This window comes from Streptomyces rhizosphaerihabitans, assembly GCF_025399795.1.
Lineage (GTDB): Bacteria > Actinomycetota > Actinomycetes > Streptomycetales > Streptomycetaceae > Streptomyces > Streptomyces rhizosphaerihabitans.
Genome location: NZ_JAODTZ010000007.1, coordinates 73,877 through 93,050 on the forward strand (window position 1 = coordinate 73,877; position 19,174 = coordinate 93,050).

General features: G+C 70.8%; 14 protein-coding genes. 6 read left to right on the top strand and 8 right to left on the bottom strand.

Annotation, left to right across the window (positions count from 1 at the left end; all coding sequences use genetic code 11):
• Window positions 1-141: 141 nt before the first annotated feature.
• Window positions 142-1,197: a 5-dehydro-2-deoxygluconokinase gene (gene iolC, locus N4G66_RS09305; protein ID WP_261703524.1), complete on the bottom strand. Its 1,056-nt coding sequence runs from the start codon at window positions 1,195-1,197 to the stop codon at window positions 142-144.
• A gap of 129 nt (window positions 1,198-1,326) precedes the next feature.
• On the opposite strand from iolC, the gene N4G66_RS09310 reads away from it, so the two are divergent.
• Complete coding sequence (locus N4G66_RS09310) at window positions 1,327-2,304, top strand: sugar phosphate isomerase/epimerase family protein (protein WP_261703525.1); 978 nt, start codon at window positions 1,327-1,329, stop codon at window positions 2,302-2,304.
• Between the two features lie 331 nt (window positions 2,305-2,635).
• Window positions 2,636-2,836 carry a helix-turn-helix transcriptional regulator gene (locus N4G66_RS09315; protein WP_261703526.1) on the top strand — a complete coding sequence of 67 codons (201 nt, stop codon included), beginning with the start codon at window positions 2,636-2,638 and terminating at the stop codon, window positions 2,834-2,836.
• Window positions 2,837-2,971: 135 nt separating this feature from the next.
• On the opposite strand, the gene N4G66_RS09320 is transcribed toward N4G66_RS09315, so the two are convergent.
• A complete protein-coding gene (locus N4G66_RS09320; protein ID WP_261703527.1) occupies window positions 2,972-4,015 on the bottom strand; it encodes a zinc-dependent alcohol dehydrogenase family protein in 1,044 nt (347 codons plus the stop codon).
• Between the two features lie 43 nt (window positions 4,016-4,058).
• Complete coding sequence (locus N4G66_RS09325) at window positions 4,059-6,434, bottom strand: MMPL family transporter (protein WP_391858783.1); 2,376 nt, start codon at window positions 6,432-6,434, stop codon at window positions 4,059-4,061.
• A gap of 164 nt (window positions 6,435-6,598) precedes the next feature.
• On the opposite strand from N4G66_RS09325, the gene N4G66_RS09330 reads away from it, so the two are divergent.
• From N4G66_RS09330 to N4G66_RS09345, 4 genes are all read left to right on the top strand, one after another.
• A complete protein-coding gene (locus tag N4G66_RS09330; protein WP_261703529.1) occupies window positions 6,599-7,273 on the top strand; it encodes a TetR family transcriptional regulator in 675 nt (224 codons plus the stop codon).
• Window positions 7,274-7,478: 205 nt separating this feature from the next.
• Window positions 7,479-8,429 (top strand): PrsW family intramembrane metalloprotease, encoded by a 951-nt coding sequence (locus N4G66_RS09335; protein ID WP_261703530.1) that lies wholly within the window; start codon window positions 7,479-7,481, stop codon window positions 8,427-8,429.
• A gap of 94 nt (window positions 8,430-8,523) precedes the next feature.
• Entirely contained in the window at window positions 8,524-8,763 is a 240-nt protein-coding gene (locus N4G66_RS09340; protein WP_261703531.1) for a heavy-metal-associated domain-containing protein, read from the top strand.
• 90 nt (window positions 8,764-8,853) lie between these two features.
• A complete protein-coding gene (locus tag N4G66_RS09345; protein WP_261703532.1) occupies window positions 8,854-11,097 on the top strand; it encodes a heavy metal translocating P-type ATPase in 2,244 nt (747 codons plus the stop codon).
• A gap of 582 nt (window positions 11,098-11,679) precedes the next feature.
• Here N4G66_RS09345 and N4G66_RS09350 read toward each other — a convergent pair.
• From N4G66_RS09350 to N4G66_RS09370, 5 genes are all read right to left on the bottom strand, one after another.
• Entirely contained in the window at window positions 11,680-12,969 is a 1,290-nt protein-coding gene (locus N4G66_RS09350; RefSeq protein ID WP_261703533.1) for a citrate synthase, read from the bottom strand.
• A gap of 285 nt (window positions 12,970-13,254) precedes the next feature.
• Window positions 13,255-15,510, bottom strand: coding sequence for an SF1B family DNA helicase RecD2 (recD2, locus tag N4G66_RS09355; RefSeq protein WP_261703534.1), 2,256 nt, complete (start codon window positions 15,508-15,510; stop codon window positions 13,255-13,257).
• Window positions 15,511-15,760: 250 nt separating this feature from the next.
• Window positions 15,761-16,621: a sugar phosphate isomerase/epimerase family protein gene (locus N4G66_RS09360; protein ID WP_261703535.1), complete on the bottom strand. Its 861-nt coding sequence runs from the start codon at window positions 16,619-16,621 to the stop codon at window positions 15,761-15,763.
• A complete protein-coding gene (locus N4G66_RS09365) occupies window positions 16,618-17,775 on the bottom strand; it encodes a dihydrodipicolinate synthase family protein (protein ID WP_261703536.1) in 1,158 nt (385 codons plus the stop codon). The genes N4G66_RS09360 and N4G66_RS09365 overlap by 4 nt, the downstream gene beginning before the upstream one ends.
• Window positions 17,772-18,923 carry a Gfo/Idh/MocA family protein gene (locus tag N4G66_RS09370; protein WP_261703537.1) on the bottom strand — a complete coding sequence of 384 codons (1,152 nt, stop codon included), beginning with the start codon at window positions 18,921-18,923 and terminating at the stop codon, window positions 17,772-17,774. The genes N4G66_RS09365 and N4G66_RS09370 overlap by 4 nt, the downstream gene beginning before the upstream one ends.
• Window positions 18,924-19,174: the final 251 nt, after the last annotated feature.

Sequence of the window (19,174 nt, forward strand, 5' to 3'; positions counted from 1 at the left end):
TGGCGGGTGAGGCGCTGTGCGCGGGGGTGCCGGAAGGCTCCTCGTGCGCGGGAGCTGTCGTGCGGGCCGAATCGGCCGTCTCGGCGGCCGCAGGTGTGTCGCCGCCCTGTTCGTGGTGGGCTCCCCCGACGTGGCCCGCCCTCACCGCACCGCTCCGGCGGTGAGGGCCCGCTCGACCTCGTGCGGGGTGGGCATCGCGGAGGAGCACTCCAGGCGGGAGGCGACGATGGCGCCCGCCGCGTTCGCGTGGCGCATGATCCGTTCCAGGTCCCAGCCGGCGAGCAGTCCGTGGCAGAGGGAGCCGCCGAACGCGTCGCCCGCGCCGAGGCCGTTGAGGACCTGGACCGGGAGGGGCGGGACCTCGGCGGTGGTGCCGTCGCGATGGACGGCGAGGACGCCCTTGGGTCCCTGCTTCACCACGGCGAGTTCGACACCGGCTTCGAGGAGGGCGGCGGCAGCGGCGTGCGGTTCGCGCTCTCCGGTGGCGATCTCGACCTCGTCGACATTGCCGACGGCGACGGTGGCGTGGCGCAGGGCCTCCGCGTAGAAGGGACGCGCGGCCTCGGGATCACCCCGGACCGCGTTGCGCGAGACCGCGCTGTACGAGGCCGTGCCGTTCGGGGTCGTGCCGTTCGGGGCCGTGTTGTTCCAGGCAGTGTTGTTCCAGGCCGTGTCGTTCCAAAACATGGGGCGCCAGTCGAGGTCGAAGACCGTCGTGCCGGACCGGGCCCGGTGGGCCAGTGCGGCGAGCGTGGCCGTGCGGCTGGGCTCCGCGCAGAGCCCCGTGCCCGTCATCCAGAAGACGCGGGCGTCGCGCACGGCGTCGAGGTCGAGTTCGCGCGCCTCGATCTCCAGGTCGGGGGCCTTGGGCTGCCGGTAGAAGTAGAGCGGGAAGTCGTCCGGCGGGAAGATCTCGCAGAAGGTGACCGGGGTCGGCAGTCCGGGGACCGCGGTGACCCAGCGGTCGTCGACGCCGAAGTCGCGCAGCGCCTCGTGCAGATAGGTTCCGAAGGGATCCGCACCCGTTCGGGTGATGACGGCCGTACGGCGTCCGAGCCGCGCGGCGGCCACCGCGACATTGGTCGCCGAGCCGCCGAGGAACTTGCCGAAGGAGGTCACCCGGGACAGTGGGACCCCCGTCTGCAACGGGTAGAGGTCCACACCGATCCGCCCCATGGTGATCAGCTCGTACGCCATCGAGTTCCCTTCCCTGCGGTCTCTACGGCTGTCCCCAGGTCTAGTGCCGCGCGCGAAGCCTGTCAACGTTTTGTCCAGACATTCGGACGACGCTTGACACCTCTCCGGAGCCGCCCGAAGCTGGCGCCCATGACGTCGTTGCCACCACAGTCATCGCCGCGGTCACGGCCCGAGCCCTCGTCGAAGTCGTCACCGCGTTCGTCGCCTCCGTCCTCACTGTCGCGCATCCGGATCGGTTCGGCTCCCGACTCCTGGGGCGTCTGGTTCCCCGACGACCCTCGGCAGGTCCCCTGGCAGCGCTTCCTCGACGAGGTCTCCGGATCCGGCTACGAGTGGATCGAGCTCGGCCCCTACGGCTATCTGCCCACCGATCCGGACATCCTCCGGGAGGAGACCGCGCGGCGCGGGCTCAGCGTCTCGGCGGGCACGGTCTTCACCGGGCTGCACCGGGGTCCCGACGTATGGGAGTCCACCTGGGCGCACGTCTCGGACATCGCGGCGCTCGCGCAGGCGACGGGCGCCGGGCATCTCGTCGTCATCCCGGCCTTCTGGCGGGACGACAAGACCGGCGCGGTACTGGAGGACAGCAGGCTGACGCCGACCCAGTGGCGCCATCTGACCGCCCAGACCGAGCGGCTCGCCCATGAGGTGCGGGAGCGCTACGGGCTGCGGATCGTGGTCCATCCGCACGCCGACACGCACATCGACAGCGAGGAGAACGTCACGCGTTTCCTCGACGCGACCGACTCCTCACTGGTGTCGCTGTGCCTGGACACGGGCCACTACGCCTACTGCGGCGGCGACAGCGTCAAGCTCATCGAGACGTACGGCGAACGCATCGGCTACCTCCACCTCAAGCAGGTGGACCCGCTGGTGCTGGCCGGCGTGCGGGCCGAGGAGCTGCCGTTCGGGCCCGCCGTCGCGCGCGGCGTGATGTGCGAACCGCCGTCCGGCGTACCGGCGTTGGAGCCGGTCCTCGCCGCCGCGCAGCAGCTCGGTGTCGAACTCTTCGCGATCGTCGAGCAGGACATGTACCCGTGCCCGCCGGACAAGCCGCTCCCGATCGCCCGGCGCACCCGGGCGTTCCTGAGGTCCTGCGGGGCGTGAGGGCCGCACCCCGACGACCCGCCGGGCACTCGGGGCCCGGCGGGTCCGGCGAGCCCTGCGCGGGCAGCCGCAGAAACCGTCCTGCCCGGAACCGCACCGGCAACTCTCCGCCTCTGGGCGGCCAATGCGTCACTCGTGTCACAAAAAACCCCTCCGTGTCACACATGTCGCGTATACGCGGGTCTTGCGTCACACCCGGTCAACAGCCACAGCCCATCGCTCACGCTGCGTCGTTCACGGGGCACACGCTTTGTGATCACCAGCGCAGCGCCCGGCTCCCCCGACGACCACCCCAGGCCGCCGCCGCGGTGCGCGCAGGGAGGTGCCACCCATGACCGACCGCAGACTCTGGTCGTACAAGGAGATCGCCGCGCACATCAAGGTGCAGCCAGACACCGTCCGGTCCTACCGCAAGCACGGGCTGCTGCCGCCGCCCGATCATGTCGAGGCCGGAAAGCCCTACTGGTACGCCGACACCGTCCGCTCCTGGGTCGCCTCCCGCCCGGGGAACCGGGGCCGCAGGGACGCCTGACCGGATACCGACGACCGGTGCCCCACCCCAGGACGGAGTCCCGGCGACCGGTGCCCCACCCCGGGGCGGGGCACCGCCCAACCACCGTGTCCTCGCGCGGACTTGATTCCCGTCACCGCCACGGACGACCGGACCTCACCCCCAGGGCTCGATGACCGTCACCCCCGGCCCCGGCGCCGATCCCATGGCGGCCAGGGCGGAGGGGGTCGCGTCCAGGGTGATGGTGGACGTCACGAGAAGGTCGGGGCGCAGGACGCCGGCCCGGACCAGTTCCAGCATCGCCGGGTAGGCGTGGGCCGCCATTCCGTGGCTGCCGAGGAGTTCGAGTTCGAGGCCGATCACCCGGGCCATCGGGACCGGGGTGGCGCCGGTCGGCGAGGGCAGCAGGCCGACCTGGACGTGCCGGCCGCGACGGCGCAGACCGTTGACCGAGGCCGCGCAGGTGGCGGGCGAACCGAGGGCGTCCAGCGACACATGCGCGCCACCGCCGGTGAGTTCACGGACCGCCTGCGCCGGATCCGCCGCGCCCGAGGCGTCCACGCACTCCGCCGCCCCGAACTTCCGTGCCAGGTCGAGCGCCGCGGGTGCCACGTCGACCGCCACCACCCGCGCGCCGGACGCCGCCGCGATCATCACCGCCGAGAGGCCGACGCCGCCGCAGCCGTGCACCGCGACCCACTCGCCCGGGGCCACCCTCCCCTGCGCGACCACCGCACGGAACGCCGTGGCGAACCGGCAGCCCAGCGAGGCCGCCGTCGCGAAGGACAACTCCGGCGGAACCGCGATCAGGTTCACCTCGGCGTGGTCGAGCGCCACGTACTGGGCGAAGGAGCCCCAGTGCGTGAATCCCGGCTGAGTCTGCCGCTCGCACACCTGCTGGTCGCCCGCCGCGCACGCGGGACAGCTTCCGCAGGCGCAGACGAACGGGACGGTGACCCGGTCGTCGGGGTGCCAGGCGGTCACCCGGGCGCCCACCGCCTCGATCACCCCGGCGAGTTCGTGCCCCGGCACATGCGGCAGTGTGATGTCCGGGTCGTGGCCCATCCAGCCGTGCCAGTCGCTCCGGCACAGCCCGGTGGCCTCGACCCGCACCACGACCCCGTGCTCCGCGGGCGCCGGGTCCACCACGTCCCGTACCTCGGCCGGCTCCCCGTACCGCTCGAACACCACTGCCCTCATCGGCTCCCGCCCTCCGCTCGGAGATCAGCTTCCGCGGGGAACGCTAGCCGCGCGCCTCGGCCTTGTCCCGGCCGCGCTCCGCCTCTGCGTCCGGTCCCGGCTCGGCCGCCGGTGCCGGCTCCGCGTCCGATGCCGCGTCCGGGGCCGGCTCCCGTGTCTCCCCCTCGCTGAGTCCGAACCGGTCGTGGAAGCGCCGCAGCGGTCCGGGCGCCCACCAGGTGGCCCTGCCGGTCAGACGCATGACCGCCGGGACCAGCAGGCTGCGCACGACCATGGCGTCCATCAGCACAGCGAGCGCGACACCCAGTCCGAGCATCTTGGTGTTGGCCACCCTGGAGGTGCCGATGGCGACCATCACCACCGCGAGGATGACCGCGGCGGCGGTGATCAGCCCGCCGGTGCGCTGGAGCCCGAACCGGACCGCCTCGCGGTGATCGCCTGTGTGGTCGTACTCCTCCTTGATGCGGGAGAGAAGGAAGACGCCGTAGTCCATGGAGAGGCCGAAGGCGACGCAGAACATCAGGACCGGGAGGGTCGTCTCGATCGAACCGGAACTGGTGAAGTCGAGGAGGCCGGAGAGGTGGCCGTCCTGGAAGACCCAGACCACAGCGCCGAACATCGCGGTCAGGCTGAGCGCGTTGAGCAGCACCGCCTGGACCGGGATCAGCACGCTCCCGGTCAGCAGGAACACCAGGAACAGCGTGACGATCGCGATGAACGCGGCCGCCCACGGGAGCCGGTCGGCTATCGCGTGCTTGGAGTCGACCAGGACGGCCGCCGTGCCGGTCACGGAGGTGTCGAACGGAGCGTCCGCCGCCCGGAGGGCGCCCACCAGCTGCTGGGCGCCCTCGTCCACGGCCTCGCCCTTCGGCAGCACCGAGAAGTACGCGGTGTCGCCCTTCACCAGGGGCCCGTCCACGCGCAGCACCTCGGGCAGCGCGGCGATCCGCTCCCTGTACCGGGCGTACTGGGTGTCGGTGGCTGCACCTTCGGCCAGGACTTCCAGAGCGCCGCCGGGGCTGCCCGGGAAGCCGTCGCGGATGTGCTGCTGGACGATGTGCGACTCCGCGCCGGAGGGCAGCTGCCGGTCGTCGGCCGTCCCGAACTTCACGCCCAGGAAGGGCAGTCCGAGGACGATGAGGCCGGCTGTGGTGGCCACCGCGAAGAGCGGTGCCCTGCGCATCACGAGGGAGGCCATGCGTCCCCAGAGGGCCCCGCCGTCGGCCGGATCCGGCCTTCCGCGCCGGAACAGGCGTCGCAGGTCCAGGGAGTTCACCCGGTCGCCGAGAAGCACCAGCGCGGCGGGGAGCAGGATCAGGGCGGCGGCCGCGGCCAGCAGTACGACGGCGATGCCCGCGTAGGCGAAGGAACGCAGGAAGTACTGCGGGAAGACCAGCATCGCGGCCAGCGACACGGCGACCGTGAGGGAGGAGAAGAGAACGGTCCGGCCCGCGGTGCGCAGGGTGGTGCCGACCGCGGTGCGCGGTGGGGCGCCGGTGGCCAGCTCCTCGCGGAACCTGCGGACGATGAACAGGGCGTAGTCGATGGCGAGACCCAGGCCGAGGGCCGTCGTCAGGTTCATCGCGAAGACCGAGACGTCCGTGACCTCGGTGAGTCCGCGCAGCACGGCGTTGGTACCGAGGATCGCGATGATCCCGACCCCGAGCGGGAGCAGGGCCGCGACGGCGCTCCCGAAGACCATGACCAGCAGCAGGAGGGTCACCGGAAGGGCGATCATCTCGGCCCGGGTCAGGTCCTCCTTGATGGTCGTCTGCATCTCGTGCCGCACGGCGACCGGTCCGCCGATCTCGACCTCGACGGGACCGCTCTTCCCTCGGTAGGAGGGTGCGAGGCGGTCCAGGGTGTCGGCCGCGGCCGTCTCGTCGCCGGTGATCCGGGCGGCGATCAGCGCCTCGTGACCGTCGCGTGCCTTCAGCGCGGGTGAACCGGACTGCCAGTAGGAGCCGACGCCGGTGACGCCGTGCTCGGCGGCCAGGCGCGCCGCTATCCGCCTGGCCTCGGCGGCGACCGAGGGGTCGTCGACCGAGGCTCCGCCCGCGTCGAGGAGGAGCAGCAGATTGGGCTGCGAGGCGGGGAACTCCCGCTCCAGCGCCTTCGTCGCGTAGGTCGACTGCGCGGTCGGGTCCTCCCAGCCGCCGCTGCCCAGCCGGTCCGCGACCCCGCTGCCGGCGACCACGGCGAGCGCGGTCAGCAGGAGGGCGACGAGCAGGGAGAGCCGTGGCCGCGCGGTCACGAACCGGGTCCATCCGCCGAGCCGCGCGCGCCCGTCCGCATCTCGACCCGAGCCCCCGCCCGCACCTCGACCCGGGCCTTCGCCCGTACCCCCGCCCGAGCCCTCACCCACGCCCTCGCCGGGCCTCGCCCCGGGCCCGTCATCCGCGTCGTCGACTTCGGACATGATGCGGTGTCCCCTTCACCGTGACCCGATGACCCGCATCCGTGCAGGCATCATGGATCGCCCATTGCCATAGACTGGCAAACACGAGTCGGCGCTCGCGTTTTTCAAGAATGCGAGCGACCACTCGTGTTTGTCAATCGCGTCCCGAGAAGCTGGGGATAACCGTGCCCGAGAATCAGCAGACCGAGGAGTCGCCGACGCTGCAGCAGCGCGCCGAAGAAAAGCCGCGTCGCCGCCAGGCCCGCGGCGAGCGCCGCATCGCCCAGCTCCTGGAAGCGGCGGCCTCGGTGTTCTGCCGGTCCGGTTACACGGGGGCGAGCACCAACGCCATCGCCCGCGAGGCCGGCGTATCGCCCGGCACGCTCTACCAGTTCTTCCCGAACAAGGAGGCCATCGCGGTCGGCCTCAGCGACCAGTTGCTGGAGCACTGGGCACAGTCGCACGGACAGGCGCTCGCCCCGGAGAACATCGGCCTCCCGCTGGACCGGATGCTCGACGCGATCCTCGACCCGCTGATCGCGTTCAACGTCGAGAACCCGGCCTTCGCCGTCCTGATGCACGGCCCGGACACCCCGGGAGCGATCATCGAGGAGATCGGGACCGTGCACTGCACCCTCCTCGCCCGCGTCGAGGAGATGATCGCGACCCGCCTGCCGGACATGCCGTCCGACGAGCGCACGCGCACGGCGAACATGGCGCTCCACCTCTTCAAGGCCGGCCTCACCCTGATCATGTCCCACGAGGGCGCCGAACGGGACGCCTACGTCGCGGAGCTGAAAACGGTCATGCACCGCTATCTGGAGCCGCTCCTCGAAGGTGGGCTGCCCGCCGGCCGCTGAGCCGCGCCGGGCGGGGGCGACGCCAGCGCTCCGACCTGCAACATCGGAGACATATGCCATAAGGTTCGGACAAATCGATCAGTGATCCGCGGATCGATCCATCCACGCGTCCCCGTGTCACGCACCCACGGGACGCCCCGGTGCGTCGGAACGCGGGTCACCCGTCCGAGCCCGCGGGTCCGCCCGGAGGGGCAAAGGGGTGGCCGTGACCCAGAATCAGCCACCGGGCACACCCCGGGCCCGCGTTCCAGGGCCGCAGCAGCCCCCGCCGTCCCACCCTCGGATCCCCGTCGGCCTCTGGAAGCGCTGCCTGGGCATCGGGCTGGCCCTCTGGGCTCTGGCCGCGATCGTCACGTACGCCGCGACAAGCGCCGCACCGCTGCCGGCCCTGATCCTGCTCGGCAGCTTTCCGGTGCCCGTGGCCTTCGTGCTCCGGGCGTACGAGCGGCACGGCCGCGACCTGGGCGTGAACCTGATCCTCGGCTGTTTCCTGACCGGTGGCACCCTCGGAGCGCTCGGCGCGTCCGTGACGGAGTACCAACTGCCGCACCCCTCGCTGTGGATGTACGCCGGTGCCGGCCTGATCGAGGAGGCGGTGAAGCTCGGCGCGCTGGTGTACGTGCTGCGCCGCCAACCCTGGATCCGCGGGCCGCGGGCCGGCCTGGTGCTCGGCGCGACGCTCGGGTTCGGCTTCGCGGCCCTGGAGGGCGCGGGCCACGCCTTCGACGCGGCCGTGTCCCTGCAGGGCGTCGATCTGCGCACGCTCCTGGGGGCCGAGGTCCTGCGCGGGGTGCTCACCCCCTTCGGGCACGGCCTGTGGACCGCGGTCACGGGTGCGGTGCTGCTCGCCTACCGCCGCCCGGACGGGCGCTTCCGGCTCACCGCTCCGGTGCTCGGCACCTGCCTCGGCGTCTCCCTGCTGCACGCGCTGCGGGACTCCACGGACGGGATCGCTCTGTGGCTGGTGGCGCGGCTGAGCCGCGCGGGACTCGACCGGACGCTGTTCGGTCCGGGCCGGCTGCCGCGGCCCACCGGCGCACAGGACCACCTCTTCACGCTGCTCTCGGTGGGCGGCCTGTTCCTCGTCGCGCTCGCGGGGGTGGCCTGGGCGCGCTCGCTGGCGCGCCGCGACGCCACTTGGAGAAATACCCCCTAGGGGTATAGTGTGGTGAACATGGAGGGGAACCCTGGGATCCCAGAGATCCCTCCCGTACACGCACGCACCGGACGCCTCGACGAGGAGTAACGCCATGACCGCCCAGACCGGCACCCCGGGTTCCGTCACCACCGTCTACCAGGTGAGCGGCATGAGCTGCGGACACTGTGAAGGCTCCATCAGCGGCGAGATCTCCCGGATCCCCGGTGTGAGTTCAGTGAAGGCCGTCGCCTCGACCGGCGAGGTCACCGTCGTCTCCGGGACCGCGCTCGACGAGAGCGCCGTCCGCGCCGCGGTGGACGAGGCGGGCTTCGAGCTCGTCGGCCTGGCCTGAGCGGACCAGCACCCCTTCTCCTTCGCACCGGGCCGTGCCGACCGGCTGATACCGGCTCCGCGCGGCCCGGCTCATTCCTGGAGCCGGACCATGACCACCGCAGCACCCGAGACGCCCATAGGCACGACCTCGGACGTCGAACTCTCCATCGGCGGGATGACCTGCGCCTCCTGCGCGGCCCGCGTCGAGAAGAAGCTCAACCGCATGGACGGCGTCACCGCCACCGTCAACTTCGCGACGGAGAAGGCCAAGGTCTCCTACCCCGAGGGGGTACAGGTCGCCGATCTGATCGCCACGGTGGTGAAGACGGGCTACACCGCCGAGGAACCCCCGCCGCCCGCGGCGCCCCAGGAGGCGGCACCGCCTGCCGACGACGACCCCGAAACGGCCTCCCTGCGCCGGCGGCTGACCGTCTCCGCGCTGCTCGCCCTGCCCGTCGTCCTCATGTCGATGGTCCCGGCCCTCCAGTTCGACAACTGGCAGTGGCTCTCGCTGACGCTCGCCGCGCCTGTCGTGGTCTGGGGCGGGCTGCCCTTCCACCGGGCCGCCCTGACAAACGCGCGGCACGGCGCGGCCACCATGGACACCCTGGTCTCGGTCGGCACCCTCGCCGCGTTCGGCTGGTCCCTGTGGGCGCTGTTCTTCGGCGACGCGGGGATGCCGGGCATGCGGCACGGCTTCGAGTTCACCGTCTCCCGTACGGACGGGGCGTCCACGCTCTACCTCGAGGTCGCCGCGGGCGTCATCGCGTTCATCCTGCTCGGCCGCTTCCTGGAGGCCCGCTCCAAGCGGCGCGCGGGGGCGGCGCTGCGGGCGCTGATGGAGCTCGGCGCCAAGGACGTCCGGGTCCTGCGGGACGGCCGCGAGGTCCGCCTCCCGGTGGCACAGCTGGCGGTCGGCGACCGCTTCGTCGTACGGCCCGGCGAGAAGATCGCCACGGACGGGACCGTCGTCGAGGGCGTGTCGGCCGTGGACGCGTCCATGCTGACCGGCGAGTCGGTGCCGGTGGACGTGACCGTCGGGGACACCGTCACCGGTGCGACCGTGAACGCCGGGGGCCGGCTCGTCGTCGAGGCCACCCGGATCGGCGCGGACACCCAGCTCGCGCGGATGGCCCGCCTCGTCGAGGACGCGCAGAACGGCAAGGCCGAGGTGCAGCGTCTCGCCGACCGCATCTCCGGGGTCTTCGTGCCCATCGTGCTGATCGTCGCACTCGGCACGTTCGCGGCCTGGATCGCGGTCACCGGCGACACGGTCGCGGCCTTCACCGCCGCCGTGGCGGTGCTGATCATCGCCTGCCCGTGCGCGCTCGGCCTGGCCACCCCGACCGCCCTGATGGTCGGCACGGGCCGCGGCGCCCAGCTGGGGATCCTCATCAAGGGACCCGAGGTCCTGGAGTCCACTCGCCGCGTCGACACCGTCCTGCTGGACAAGACCGGCACGGTGACCACGGGACGCATGAGCCTGCACGAGGTGTACGTCGTCGACGGCACCGCCGAGAAGGACGTCCTGCGGCTCGCCGGAGCCCTGGAACACGCCTCGGAGCATCCGATTGCCCGAGCGATCGCGGCAGGCGCTCAGGAGCGCACAGGCGGCCTTCCCGCGCCGGAACACTTCGAGAACGTGCCGGGCCGAGGCGTACACGGACGGGTGGACGGCCACGACGTCACCGTCGGCCGGTTCCCGGGCGCGCTCCCCGAAGCGCTTGCGGACGCGAAGAACGCGGCCGAGGCGGCGGGCCGCACGGCCGTCGTGGTCGCCCTGGACGGCGCGCCGGTGGGTGTCGTGACCGTCGCCGACACGGTCAAGGAGACCAGCGCCGAGGCCGTACGCGAACTGCGCGCCCTCGGGCTCACACCGATGCTGCTGACCGGGGACAACCGGGCGGTCGCCGAGGCCGTGGCACGGGCGGTGGGCATCGGCTCCGCCGACGTGATCGCCGAGGTGCTGCCCGAGGACAAGGTCGCCGTGGTCCAGCGGCTGCAGCGCGAGGGGCGGACCGTCGCGATGGTCGGCGACGGGGTGAACGACGCGGCGGCGCTCGCCACCGCGGATCTGGGCCTCGCGATGGGAACGGGGACGGACGCGGCGATCGAGGCGAGCGATCTGACGCTCGTGCGGGGGGACCTTCGGGTGGCCGCCGACGCGATCCGGCTGGCGCGCCGCACCCTGTCGACGATCAAGGGAAACCTGGTCTGGGCCTTCGGCTACAACGTGGCGGCGCTTCCGCTGGCCGCCACCGGCCTGCTGAACCCCATGATCGCGGGAGCGGCGATGGCCTTCTCGTCCGTCTTCGTGGTCACGAACAGCCTTCGACTGAGAGCATTCGCGTGACGACGGACCATGAGTCCCCCTAGAGTCCAACGCGAGCCTCACATAAGCTCTTCACAAGGCTCGCGCATCTTCCTTACGCTTGGTCCTCGATTCCCATACCGGGTCTCTTGCCTATCTTCAGGACATATGCAAGAGACTCAGATCACAGTGATGTGAACGTAACCACCGAAGGGGTTCGTCAGTCTAAGTTGGCGATGTCAGAAGCGTCTTGGGGGGCGCGACTGGCATCTGGGGATGTCTTGGGGGACGTTCCCGGAAATTGCGTCGCCGGGGCACGTACAGCGGGGAGCTTTGAGCGGCCCTCCCGATCCGTACGCGTCCCGGCAGATCGCACCGCACCACCGCACTACGGCGAGTTCCGCTCGCCCGGCTACACCGCCGGCCCCGTGCCGGCACACAGCGATTCAGGCGCTGTCCCACAGACGCCCGGCCGGATCCCGTGGGGGGAATCCGCACCGGGACAAGGAAAGCGCCCTGACTGCCGGCCCGTGGGGGGACCAGTAGCAGGGCGCTTTCCGTTTTTTGCGTTGGTACGGGTTTCACCGGGCCCCGCCTACGGAGCCCGGTGATCGCGTGCGAGCCTCAGCGGGCCTCGACCGGCACGAAGTCGCGCTCGACGACACCCGTGTAGATCTGGCGCGGGCGGCCGATGCGGGAGCCGGGCTCCTTGATCATCTCGTGCCACTGGGCGATCCAGCCCGGCAGCCGGCCGAGGGCGAACAGGACCGTGAACATCTCGGTCGGGAAGCCCATGGCCCGGTAGATCAGACCCGTGTAGAAGTCGACGTTCGGGTAGAGGTTGCGCGAGACGAAGTACTCGTCGGAGAGCGCGTGCTCCTCCAGCTTGAGGGCGATGTCCAGCAGCTCGTCGGACTTGCCGAGAGCGGAGAGGACGTCGTGCGCCGCGGCCTTGATGATCTTCGCGCGCGGGTCGAACGACTTGTACACCCGGTGGCCGAAGCCCATCAGGCGGACGCCGTCCTCCTTGTTCTTCACCTTGCGGATGAAGGAGTCGACGTCGCCGCCGTTGGCCTTGATGCCCTCGAGCATCTCCAGGACGGACTGGTTGGCGCCGCCGTGCAGCGGGCCCCACAGCGCGGAGATGCCGGCGGAGATCGAGGCGAACATGTTCGCCTGCGAGGAGCCGACCAGACGCACGGTGGAGGTCGAACAGTTCTGCTCGTGGTCGGCGTGCAGGATCAGCAGCTTGTCCAGCGCGGAGACGACCACCGGGTCGAGCTCGTACTCCTGCGCGGGGACCGAGAAGGTCATGCGCAGGAAGTTCTCGACGTACCCGAGGTCGTTGCGCGGGTAGACGAAGGGGTGGCCGATCGACTTCTTGTACGCGTACGCCGCGATCGTCGGCAGCTTGGCGAGCAGCCGGATCGTGGAGAGGTTGCGCTGCTTCTCGTCGAACGGGTTGTGGCTGTCCTGGTAGAAGGTCGACAGCGCCGAGACGACCGACGACAGCATCGCCATCGGGTGGGCGTCACGGGGGAAGCCCCTGTAGAAATTCTTGACGTCCTCGTGCAGCAGGGTGTGCTGCGTGATTTCGTTCTTGAAGGTGGAGAGCTCGTCGACGTTCGGGAGCTCGCCGTTGATCAGCAGGTAGGCCACCTCCAGGAAGGTGGAACGCTCGGCCAGCTGCTCGATCGGGTAGCCGCGGTAGCGGAGGATGCCCTGCTCACCGTCGAGATAGGTGATCGCGGATTTGTAGGCGGCGGTATTGCCGTACCCACTGTCCAGCGTCACCAGACCGGTCTGGGCGCGGAGCTTGCCGATGTCGAAGCCCTTGTCGCCGACGGTGCTGTCGATCACCGGGTAGGTGTATTCGCCATCGCCGTACCGCAGTACTACAGAGTTGTCGCTCACGTCATCCCTCACCGACGTTGTGCCTCTTCTTCGAGGTGCCCTGACTGTCTCTACCATCCCCCATTTGGCCCTGGAGAGTGCACTCGGGGTCGACCATTGGGCCTATTGGCGGCACTGAGTGCCGCCAACCTGCTCATCCTGCCCCGTTCGCCACGCAACTGGAAGTGCTCTGTGACCTTCGTGACTCGTTTGATCGATCATTTTTTGCGATGAACCGCGTCTCGCGCCCGAAAGGCCCCGTTCAGCGCTCGAACAGGCCGGTTCGCCTCGCGAGGAGGCGGTGGTTCACGAGCCGGACAGCCGGAAGTCCAGGGCCGTGCACCGGCGTCCCGCGGACACCGTACGCACCGCCTGGCCTATCGCCTTGCGCGAACCGACGAGGACGACCAGCTTCTTGGCCCGGGTGACCGCCGTGTAGAGCAGATTGCGCTGAAGCATCATCCAGGCGCCCGTGGTCACCGGGATCACCACCGCCGGGTACTCGCTGCCCTGGGAGCGGTGGATGGTCACCGCGTAGGCGTGGGCCAGTTCGTCGAGTTCGTCGAACTCGTACGGCACCTCCTCGTCCTCGTCCGTGCGCACCGTCAGACGCTGTTCGACCTCGTCGAGCGAGGTGACGACGCCCACGGTGCCGTTGAAGACGCCGTTCTCGCCCTTCTCGTAGTTGTTGCGGATCTGGGTGACCTTGTCCCCGACCCGGAAGACCCGGCCGCCGAACCGCTTCTCGGCGAGGTCGGGGCGGCCCGGGGTGATGGCCTGCTGGAGCAGTCCGTTCAGGTGACCCGCGCCGGCCGGGCCCCGGTGCATGGGAGCGAGGACCTGGATGTCCCGGCGGGGGTCCAGACCGAATCTGGCCGGAATCCGCCGGGCCGCCACGTCGACGGTGAGCCGCCCGGCCTCCTCGGTGTCGTCCTCGACGAACAGGAAGAAGTCCTTCATGCCGTCGGTGACCGGGTGCTGCCCGGAGTTGATCCGGTGCGCGTTGCTCACCACCCCGGACTGCTGGGCCTGGCGGAAGACCTTGGTGAGGCGCACCGCCGGGACCGGGCCGCGGTCGGCGAGCAGATCACGCAGCACCTCGCCCGCGCCGACGCTCGGCAGCTGGTCGACATCGCCGACGAAGAGCAGGTGGGCGCCCGGGGGCACCGCCTTGACCAGCTTGTTGGCGAGCAGCAGGTCGAGCATGGAGGCCTCGTCCACGACGACCAGGTCGGCGTCCAGCGGCCGGTCCTTGTCATAGGCCGCGTCGCCGCCCGGCTTGAGCTCCAGGAGCCGGTGCACGGTGGAGGCCTCGGCTCCGGTCAGCTCGGCAAGGCGCTTGGCGGCCCGGCCGGTGGGCGCGGCGAGAACCACCTTGGCCCCCTTGGCGCGGGCCAGCTCCACGATCGAGCGGACCGTGAACGACTTGCCGCAGCCCGGGCCTCCGGTGAGCACGGCGACCTTCTCGGTGAGCGCGAGCCGGACCGCCGCCTCCTGCTCGGGGGCCAGCTCCGCGCCCGTACGCCCTCTCAGCCAGGCCAGTGCCTTGTCCCAGACCACGTCGTGGAAGCCGGGCATCCGGTCCCGGTCGCTGCGCAGCAGGCGCAGCAGCTGCGCGGAGAGCGAGAGTTCGGCGCGGTGGAAGGGGACGAGGTAGACGGCCGTCACCGGGTCACCGCCTTCCGGGCCCGGAACCCTCTCCCGTACGACACCGGGGTCCTCGCCCTCTTCCGCGGGCGCCGCGAGCTCGGCCAGGCACTCGATGACCAGGCCGGTGTCGACCTGGAGCAGCTTCACGGCGTCCGCGATCAGCCGCTCCTCGGGGAGGTAGCAGTGGCCCTGGTCGGTGGACTGCGACAGGGCGTACTGAAGGCCGGCCTTGACGCGCTCCGGGCTGTCGTGCGGGATGCCGACGGACTGGGCGATCTTGTCTGCGGTGAGGAAGCCGATGCCCCAGACGTCGGACGCCAGGCGGTAGGGCTGGTTCTTCACGACCGAGATCGACGCGTCGCCGTACTTCTTGTAGATGCGGACCGCGATGGACGTGGACACCTCGACGGTCTGGAGGAAGAGCATGACCTCCTTGATCGCCTTCTGCTCCTCCCAGGCGTCGGCGATCCTCCCCGTGCGCTTGGGGCCGAGTCCCGGGACCTCGATGAGCCGCTTCGGCTCCTCCTCGATGATCCGCAGGGTGTCCAGGCCGAAGTGCTGGGTGATGCGGTCGGCGAAGACCGGGCCGATGCCCTTGACCAGGCCGGAGCCGAGATAGCGGCGAATGCCCTGGACGGTGGCCGGGAGCATCGTCGTGTAGTTCTCGACGGTGAACTGTTTGCCGTACTGCGGGTGGGAGCCCCAGCGGCCCTCCATGCGCAGGGACTCGCCGACCTGGGCGCCGAGCAGCGAGCCGACGACGGTGAGCAGATCGCCGGCGCCGCGGCCGGTGTCGACCCGGGCGACCGTGTATCCGTTCTCCTCGTTGGCGTACGTGATGCGTTCGAGCACGCCTTCCAGCGTGGCCAGTCGCCGCTCACCCGTCTGGGCGGCCCCCGCCTGATCGGTCATGATCCGACGGTACCGCCCGCCTCCGACAGCGCTCCGTCGCTGTGGACAACTCACCCGACCGGGGCCCGCGAAAAATTTCGAGGGGCCCGGTCAGTCGACCGGGCCCCTCGGCTTTCCCCTCCGTATCAGAACCCCCGCGATCCCCCCGGATCCCCCTCCAAAGGTCCTGATGCCACGTACGACACTCGAGGTCGGGGAAGGGTTGCACGGACTTCGAAAGATTTTTTCGGACGACCGCGGCCGTACGAAATCACCGCTGGTCCGGCGGTGCTTCGGTGCGGTCCCCGGCGTGCTCCAGGAACCGTGCCGCCGTCTCGGCCAGCACCTCGCGTCCGTCCCGGGCCCACAGCGCGTCGTTGAAGAGTTCGACCTCGATGGGTCCGGTGTAGCCCGCCGCCTCGACATGACCCCGCCAGGCGCGCAGGTCGATCGAGCCGTCACCGAGCTGGCCGCGGCCGTTGAGGACGCCTTCGGGAAGCGGGGTGGTCCAGTCGGCGAGCTGGAAGGTGTGGATGCGGCCCCCGGCCCCCGCGCGGGCGATCTGGGCGGGAGCCGTGTCGTCCCACCAGAGGTGGTAGGTGTCGACGGTGACGCCCACCTGGTCCGCGGGGAAGCGTTCCGCGAGGTCCAGCGCCTGGGCGAGCGTGGAGACCACGCAGCGGTCGGCGGCGTACATGGGGTGGAGCGGTTCGACGGCCAGCCGTACGCCGCGGGAGGCGGCGTACGGGCCCAGCTCGCCGAGCGCCTCGGCGATGCGCTCTCGGGCGCCGTGCAGGTCCTTCGAGCCGGACGGCAGGCCGCCGGAGACCAGGACGAGGGTGTCGGTTCCGAGGGTCGCGGCCTCGTCGACGGCCGCCCGGTTGTCGTCCAGGGCGCGCTGTCTCTCCCCCGGGTCGATCGCGGTGAGGAAGCCGCCCCGGCAGAGGGTGGTGACGGCCAGGCCGGCGTCGTGGACGAGTTTCGCGGTGGCGTCGAGGCCGTAGGACCGCACGGGTTCGCGCCAGAGGCCGACGCCGGGGACGCCCGTCTCCAGGCAGGCTTCGACGAGTTCGGGCATCGAAAGCTGCTTGACCGTCATCTGGTTGACGGAGAAGCGGGCGAGGCCGCTCATGAGGTCACTCCGTACAGGGCGAGCAGGGTCTTCATCCGGGTCTCGGCGCGTTCGGGGCTGGGGAACAGGCCGAGTCCGTCGGCGAGTTCATAGGCGCGCGCGAGGTGCGGCAGCGAGCGCGCCGACTGGAGGCCGCCCACCATCGCGAAGTGCTCCTGGTGGCCCGCGAGCCAGGCCAGCAGGACGACACCGGTCTTGTAGAAGCGGGTCGGGGGCTGGAAGAGGTGTCGGGACAACTCGACGGTGGGGTCGAGGAGTTCGCGGAAGCCTTTGACGTCACCGGTGTCCAGGACCCGTACGGCCCGCGCGGCGAGGGGGCCTAGCGGGTCGAAGATGCCGAGCAGCGCGTGGCTGAAGCCCCGTTCGTCGCCCGCGATCAGCTCGGGGTAGTTGAAGTCGTCGCCGGTGTAGCAGCGGACGCCGTCCGGGAGGCGGCGGCGCAGTTCGACCTCCCGGCGGGCGTCCAGCAGGGAGACCTTGACGCCGTCCACCTTGTCCGGGTGGGCGGCGATCACCTGCAGGAACACCTCCGTCGCCGCGTCCAGGTCGTCCGATCCCCAGTAGCCCTCCAGGGCCGGGTCGAACATCGGGCCCAGCCAGTGCAGGATCACCGGGTCGGCGGCCTGGCGCAGGAGGTGGCCGTAGACGTCGAGGTAGTCCTCGGGTCCGGCGGCGGTCGCGGCGAGCGCGCGGGAGGCCATCAGGATCGCCTGCGCGCCCGACTCCTCGACGAGGGTGAGCTGTTCCTCGTAGGCGGCCCGCACCTCGTGGAGCGTGGCCGGGCCCGTGAGCTGGTCCGTGCCGACACCGCAGGCGATCCTGCCGCCGACGGCCCTGGCCTCGGCCGAGGACCTCCTCACGAGTTCGGCCGCCCCGGCCCAGTCCAGGCCCATCCCCCGCTGGGCGGTGTCCATCGCCTCGGCGACACCGAGGCCGTGCGACCACAGATGGCGCCGGAAGGCGAGCGTGGCGTCCCAGTCGACGGCGGCGGCCGAGTCGGGCGAGACGTCCGCGCGGGGGTCGGCGACGACATGCGCGGCGGAGAAGACCGTACGGGAGGCGAGGGGTTCGCCCGCGGGGGCGATGGCGAGAGGCTCGGTGCGCGGCTCGTAGGTACACAACCGGCCGTCGGCGCCCGGGAGTCGGATGGTCACAGCGCAATCTCCGGTACGTCGAGGCGGCGGCCCTCGGCCGAGGACTTCAGGCCCAGCTCGGCGAGTTGGACGCCGCGGGCACCGGCGAGGAGGTCCCAGCGGTAGGGGGCGTCGGCGTAGACGTGCCGCAGGAACAGCTCCCACTGGGCCTTGAAGCCGTTGTCGAACTCGGCATTGTCGGGGATCTCCTGCCACTGGTCACGGAAGGAGTAGGTGGCCGGGATATCCGGGTTCCAGACCGGCTTGGGGGTGGAACTGCGGTGCTGGACACGGCAGTTGCGCAGACCGGCGACGGCCGAGCCTTCCGTGCCGTCGACCTGGAACTCGACCAGTTCGTCGCGGTTGACCCGCACGGCCCAGGAGGAGTTGATCTGGGCGACCGCGCCGCCCTCCAGCTCGAAGATGCCGTAGGCGGCGTCGTCGGCCGTGGCGTCGTAGGGCTTGTCCCGCTCGTCCCAGCGCTGCGGGATGTGGGTGGCGGTGAGTGCCTGCACGGAGGTGACGCGGCCGAACAGCTCGTGCAGGACGTACTCCCAGTGCGGGAACATGTCGACGACGATGCCGCCGCCGTCCTCGGCGCGGTAGTTCCAGGAGGGCCGCTGGGCCTGCTGCCAGTCGCCCTCGAAGACCCAGTAGCCGAACTCCCCGCGGACGGACAGGATCCGCCCGAAGAAGCCGCCGTCGACGAGCCGCTTCAGCTTGAGCAGGCCGGGGAGGAAGAGCTTGTCCTGGACGACGCCGTGCTTGATGCCGGCGGCGTGCGCGAGGCGGGCCAGTCCGAGCGCCCCGTCGAGGCCCGTGGCGGTGGGCTTCTCGGTGTAGATGTGTTTGCCGGCGGCGACGGCCTTGCGCAGGGACTCCTCGCGGGCGGACGTCACTTGGGCGTCGAAGTAGAGGTCGACGGACGGATCGGCGAGGACCGCGTCCAGGTCGGTCGACCAGTGGTCCAGGCCGTGCCGCTCGGCGAGCGCCTTCAGGGCGTGCTCGCGGCGGCCGACGAGGACGGGCTCGGGCCACAGCACGGTGCCGTCGCCGAGATCGAGGCCGCCCTGGTCGCGCAGGGCGAGGATCGAGCGGACCAGGTGCTGGCGGTAGCCCATGCGTCCCGTCACGCCGTTCATGGCGATCCGCACCGTCTTGCGTGTCACGTCATTCCCTTCGTACGCGTCAGGCGCCGAGCACGCTCACAGGTGAGCGCGACAGCAAGCGCTTTCTATCTCTTGAGAAGCTAGCCTCTGTGCAGCGGTCCGGACAAGACCACCGTGAAGTCGAGTTGTTCGAGGGGGCGAACAACGGGGGCCGTTGGCCGTATGGTCTGCACGGACCCTGCCCACAGGAAGCGGCGCACCCGGCCTTCGGCTCCGTGTTCGACGCCGTACGACGAGGCATGACCAGGCAC

Bases quoted from the DNA above. Each gene is read 5' to 3' on its own strand.
- iolC (WP_261703524.1), bottom strand. From the start codon at position 1,197: ATGGCGTACGAGCTGATCACCATGGGGCGGATCGGTGTGGACCTCTAC.
- N4G66_RS09310 (WP_261703525.1), top strand. From the start codon at position 1,327: ATGACGTCGTTGCCACCACAGTCATCGCCGCGGTCACGGCCCGAGCCC.
- N4G66_RS09315 (WP_261703526.1), top strand. From the start codon at position 2,636: ATGACCGACCGCAGACTCTGGTCGTACAAGGAGATCGCCGCGCACATC.
- N4G66_RS09320 (WP_261703527.1), bottom strand. From the start codon at position 4,015: ATGAGGGCAGTGGTGTTCGAGCGGTACGGGGAGCCGGCCGAGGTACGG.
- N4G66_RS09325 (WP_391858783.1), bottom strand. From the start codon at position 6,434: ATGTCCGAAGTCGACGACGCGGATGACGGGCCCGGGGCGAGGCCCGGC.
- N4G66_RS09340 (WP_261703531.1), top strand. From the start codon at position 8,524: ATGACCGCCCAGACCGGCACCCCGGGTTCCGTCACCACCGTCTACCAG.
- N4G66_RS09345 (WP_261703532.1), top strand. From the start codon at position 8,854: ATGACCACCGCAGCACCCGAGACGCCCATAGGCACGACCTCGGACGTC.
- recD2 (WP_261703534.1), bottom strand. From the start codon at position 15,510: ATGACCGATCAGGCGGGGGCCGCCCAGACGGGTGAGCGGCGACTGGCC.
- N4G66_RS09360 (WP_261703535.1), bottom strand. From the start codon at position 16,621: ATGAGCGGCCTCGCCCGCTTCTCCGTCAACCAGATGACGGTCAAGCAG.